This is a genomic window from Janthinobacterium lividum, assembly GCF_011601275.1.
Taxonomy (GTDB): domain Bacteria; phylum Pseudomonadota; class Gammaproteobacteria; order Burkholderiales; family Burkholderiaceae_D; genus Janthinobacterium; species Janthinobacterium lividum_E.
Genome location: NZ_JAAOLY010000067.1, coordinates 1 through 348, shown reverse-complemented (window position 1 = coordinate 348; position 348 = coordinate 1). Strand labels below are relative to the sequence as shown.

1 protein-coding gene is annotated in these 348 nt (G+C 67.2%); it reads left to right on the top strand.

The window, feature by feature from the left end; all coding sequences use genetic code 11:
• The coding region (locus GYK42_RS29785) for an Ig domain-containing protein (RefSeq protein ID WP_166450288.1) at positions 1-348 on the top strand (348 nt) is incomplete at both ends.

Genomic DNA, 348 nt, shown 5'->3' with positions numbered 1-348 from the left:
CGGTGACCCCGGCAACCTTGCCGGCGCCGAAAGTGGCCACGGCATACAGCCGGCAATTGACGGCCAGCGGCGGCGTCGCTCCGTATGCCTATACGGTATCGAGCGGCAGCCTGCCAGCGGGCCTCACTCTGAGCGGCAGCGGTTTGCTCAGCGGTACGCCAACGGCGGGCGGCAGTTTTACCTTGACCGTGCAAGCGGCAGATGCGCACCAGTTCACCGGCACGCAAAGCTATACTCTGGTGGTGTCCTCGGCCACGGTCAGCCTGACGCCGGCCACCTTGCCCAATGCGACGGCGGAAGCGGCCTACACGGCCACCCTGACTGCAGCGGGCGGCACGGCGCCATATA